This is a genomic window from Streptomyces sp. NPDC059900 (assembly GCF_050270335.1).
In the GTDB taxonomy this organism is placed as follows: Bacteria; Actinomycetota; Actinomycetes; order Streptomycetales; family Streptomycetaceae; genus Streptomyces.
Genome location: NZ_JBNNJZ010000764.1, coordinates 1 through 3261 on the forward strand (window position 1 = coordinate 1; position 3261 = coordinate 3261).

General features: G+C 74.9%; 2 protein-coding genes and 2 pseudogenes. 1 reads left to right on the forward strand and 3 read right to left on the reverse strand.

The genetic code is table 11. From position 1 onward, the window contains the following. Window positions 1–802 (reverse strand): annotated as a pseudogene (locus ACQKIP_RS43515) (apolipoprotein N-acyltransferase); the annotation flags it as partial. 201 nt (window positions 803–1003) lie between these two features. Here ACQKIP_RS43515 and ACQKIP_RS43520 point away from each other — a divergent pair. Beyond that, a complete protein-coding gene (locus tag ACQKIP_RS43520; protein WP_365859782.1) occupies window positions 1004–2071 on the forward strand; it encodes an O-antigen ligase family protein in 1068 nt (355 codons plus the stop codon). On the opposite strand, the gene ACQKIP_RS43525 is transcribed toward ACQKIP_RS43520, so the two are convergent. Then, window positions 2028–2582, reverse strand: a complete 555-nt coding sequence (locus tag ACQKIP_RS43525; protein WP_365859783.1) for a hypothetical protein — start codon at window positions 2580–2582, stop codon at window positions 2028–2030. The genes ACQKIP_RS43520 and ACQKIP_RS43525 overlap by 44 nt on opposite strands. A gap of 107 nt (window positions 2583–2689) precedes the next feature. Then, a pseudogene (locus ACQKIP_RS43530) lies at window positions 2690–3261 on the reverse strand (glutamate racemase); the annotation flags it as partial.

Below are 3261 nucleotides of genomic sequence, written 5' to 3' on the forward strand. Positions count from 1 at the left end.
GGTCGAGCACCGCGCGGCGCTGGGCGTTGAACTCCAGGCCCGCCTGCGGGACGTTGCCCTGCACGGCGGCGACGGTCGCGGTGCCGTCCTCGGCGTCGTCGCTGACCAGCGGACGCGCGGCGAACGCACCGGCGACCGGTACGACCACGGCGAGCAGGGCGGCTGCCGCGGCCCCGCGGCGCAGGACACGGGCGGAGCGCACGTCGAGGGCCTGGCGGACGATCTCGTACAGGCCGAAGCCGCACAGGACCACCGCGAAGCCGAGCACCGGGGTGCCGCCGAGCGCGGCAAGGGGCAGGAAGACGCCGTCCGCCTGCCCGAAGGCGATCTTGCCCCAGGGGAATCCGCTGAACGGCACGCGCGCGCGTGCCGCCTCGCCGGCGATCCACAGGGCCGCCGCCCACAGCGGATATCCGGGCAGCCGGGACACGGCGGAGATGCCCGCCGCTACGAGGGCGACGAACAGCGCCTCGATGGCGGCGAGCGCCAGCCAGGGCCCGGGGCCGACCTCCACACCGGTCCACACCAGAAGCGGCAGCAGGAAGCCGAGGCCGAAGAGATAGCCGAGCCCGAGGCCCGCCTTCCAGCTGCGGCCGTGCAGGCACCAGGCGAACACCGCGAAAGCCGGCAGGGCCAGCCACCACAAGGTGCGTGGCGGAAAGCTGACGTAGAGCAGCACTCCGGAGAGTGCCGAAGCGGCGGCCGGGACGAGCGCACGCAGGTAGCGGGCCTTGCGCGAGACGGGCGCGGGCTGCGCCCCGAGCTGCTCCGACTCGTCTGCGGAGGTGGTGGTGGCGGTCACTCGGGGAGTGTACGGCGCGTCACCTGGACGCCGACAGGACGGTCGTGCGCAGGCGTTTGCCGGATCGTTCCTGCGCAAGATATCCACATCTCACGGTTCCAGCGGTTACGGTGTGCCCGAGTCCCTGACCTGCGGCCGGATCAAGCCACAGGGTTCGGGGCCCGTCACAGGGCGGGGGGCAACGGGGTGGGGACAACGGGGATGGCCGCGACAGCCGGGCCACCGGGGGCATACGAACGGCGCAGCGCGTCCGACGCGACGGGCATCGCGCTCCTCGGCGTGTGCGCTGCCTGGACCTTGATCAGCGCGGGTGTGCACGGCGGACAGCCCGAGGGCGTGCTCCTCGCGGTGCTCGCCGTGGCCGCGGGATACGCGGGCGGGCGGATCTGCGGCGCGCTCCTGCCGGTCGCCGCGCCGTGCGCCGGCGCGCTGGCCGGGGTGGGGCTCGCGGCAGCGGCCCCGCATCTGTCGCCGGGGCCCGTCAGCGCGGCGCCGCTGGGCCATACCGGCGCGGCCGCCGCCCTCCTGATCCTGGCGTCGGGAGCTGCGTGCAGCGCTGCGTGGGCGGCGCGCACACCCTCGACGCGGCTCGCGATGCGCCTGCTCGCCGTGGGGATCGTGGTGGCCGCGGCGGTGCTCGGGTCCGTGGCCGGTGTCGTCGCCTGCATCGGGATCCTGCTCTGCTCCCTGGCGACCGCCCTGATGCGCGGCAGGGTGCTCGGCCTCATCGGCCTGGCCCTGGCCACAGCGGTGGTGACCGGCCTGACCTGGGCCATCGCCGACGACGTACTGCCCGAGGGGCTGAGCGCGTCCCTGGAGGGCCAGCTCGACGGATACCGCGTCGAGCTGTGGCACGACGCGCTCGCGCTCGCGGGCCAGGAACCGGCGCTCGGCGTGGGTCCCGGCCGGTTCGCCGACTCCAGCCCCACGGTGGCCGAGCATCTCCTCACGGACGGCCGACCCCATTCGGCGCCGCTGCAACAGGCGGCCGAGCAGGGTCTGGCGGGCGTACTGCTGCTGGCCGCGGTGTTCTGCTGGCTGCTGTACGCGCTGTACCGCTCACCGCGCTCCACCCAGGTCGTCCTGTCGGCGGGCGCGGCCCTGACGGCGCTGGCCGCCGTCGCCTCGGTCGGCAACGCGCTGAGCGTGACGGCGGTGACGACGGGCGCGGGCTATCTCGCGGGCATCGCCACGGCGCGACCGCTGGGCGACGAACCGGCGCAGGTCAGGCCGCCGGCTTCGGCGCAGGGGAGAGCCGGTCCCGGATGATCCGCACGGCCGCTTCGGCGTCGTCGACGGTGACCGTGAACTTGCGGCCGTCGCCCAGGCTGAGCACCAGGCCCTCACCGCGCCTGACCACGACGGCCGTACCGAGCTCGGGCCGCGAGCGGTACCCCCATCCGCCCCACTGCCGGGGGCACACGACCTGCGCGAAGTCGGCCCCCACCACATGGGAGAGCAGGATGCGGCGGCGCGGCACGCCCATGTGACCGCAGCGCACTTCCAGGCAGTCCTTGTCGACCTTCACGGCGACATGGACGAAGGCGAGGGTGCCGAACAGGATCAGCAGTCCCGCGGCGATGCACCCGACGACGGACATGGCCAGTGCGGCGATCCCGGACGTCCACATGTTGTCGACGGCCAGCTCGATGCCCAGTGCCAGGCAGAGTGCGCCGGCCGGCGCGAGCAGCCACTGCACGCGGTTGGTCGCGCTTCCGGTCCAGACTTCCGGCGGGGCGTCGGCTGTGCTGCCCCGCTCGCCGTGGGTGTGGTCCGTCATGCGTCCGAGACTACTCACGTTCCGGAGGGAAGGCATCGCATCGCGGAGCGTTACTGTTCCGGCGCGGCGTCACCGGTGGATTTCCGGCCTCCGGACGGCGCCGGGGCTCAGTGCGCGGAGCTGACCGCCGCGAGCAGCCTGCCTTCGGCGTACGTGTGGGCGGCGGCCGGCAGCTCGGCGGCGCGCCCGCTGAGGATCACCGTCAGGCCGCCTTCCCCGCCCGCGCCGGTGCCGGGAAGCTCTCCGGTCCTGCGCAGCGCCTGGGCGGCGACCGCTCCGGCGGAACCGTGCAGGACCAGGGGCGGCATCCCGGGCTGCTGGAGGGCGGCACGGATGCGCTCGCCGACCAGTTCGTAATGGGTGCAGCCCAGGACGACGGCCCTTACGTCACGCGGGGTGAGGGCCGCCGCAGCGGCGACCGCCCTGTCGATGGCCGCCTCGTCGGCGTACTGCACGGCGTCCGCGAGGCCGGGGCAGGGAACCTCGGCGACCTCGACGCCGCCGGCGAACTCCTCGATGAGGCCGCGCTGGTAGGGGCTCCCGGTGGTGGCGGGGGGGGGCCCCATGGGGTCGGGGGCCCCCCCCCCCCCCGCCGGGGGGTTGGCCCGCCCGGTCCCGGTGTCGGGCCGGGCGGGGTGGAAACGGGCGCGCGGGGCGGGCCGGGGGTGGACGGGCGAGG

Coding starts and splice junctions, on each gene's coding strand:
- ACQKIP_RS43520 (WP_365859782.1), top strand. CDS start 1,004: ATGGCCGCGACAGCCGGGCCACCGGGGGCATACGAACGGCGCAGCGCG.
- ACQKIP_RS43525 (WP_365859783.1), bottom strand. CDS start 2,582: ATGACGGACCACACCCACGGCGAGCGGGGCAGCACAGCCGACGCCCCG.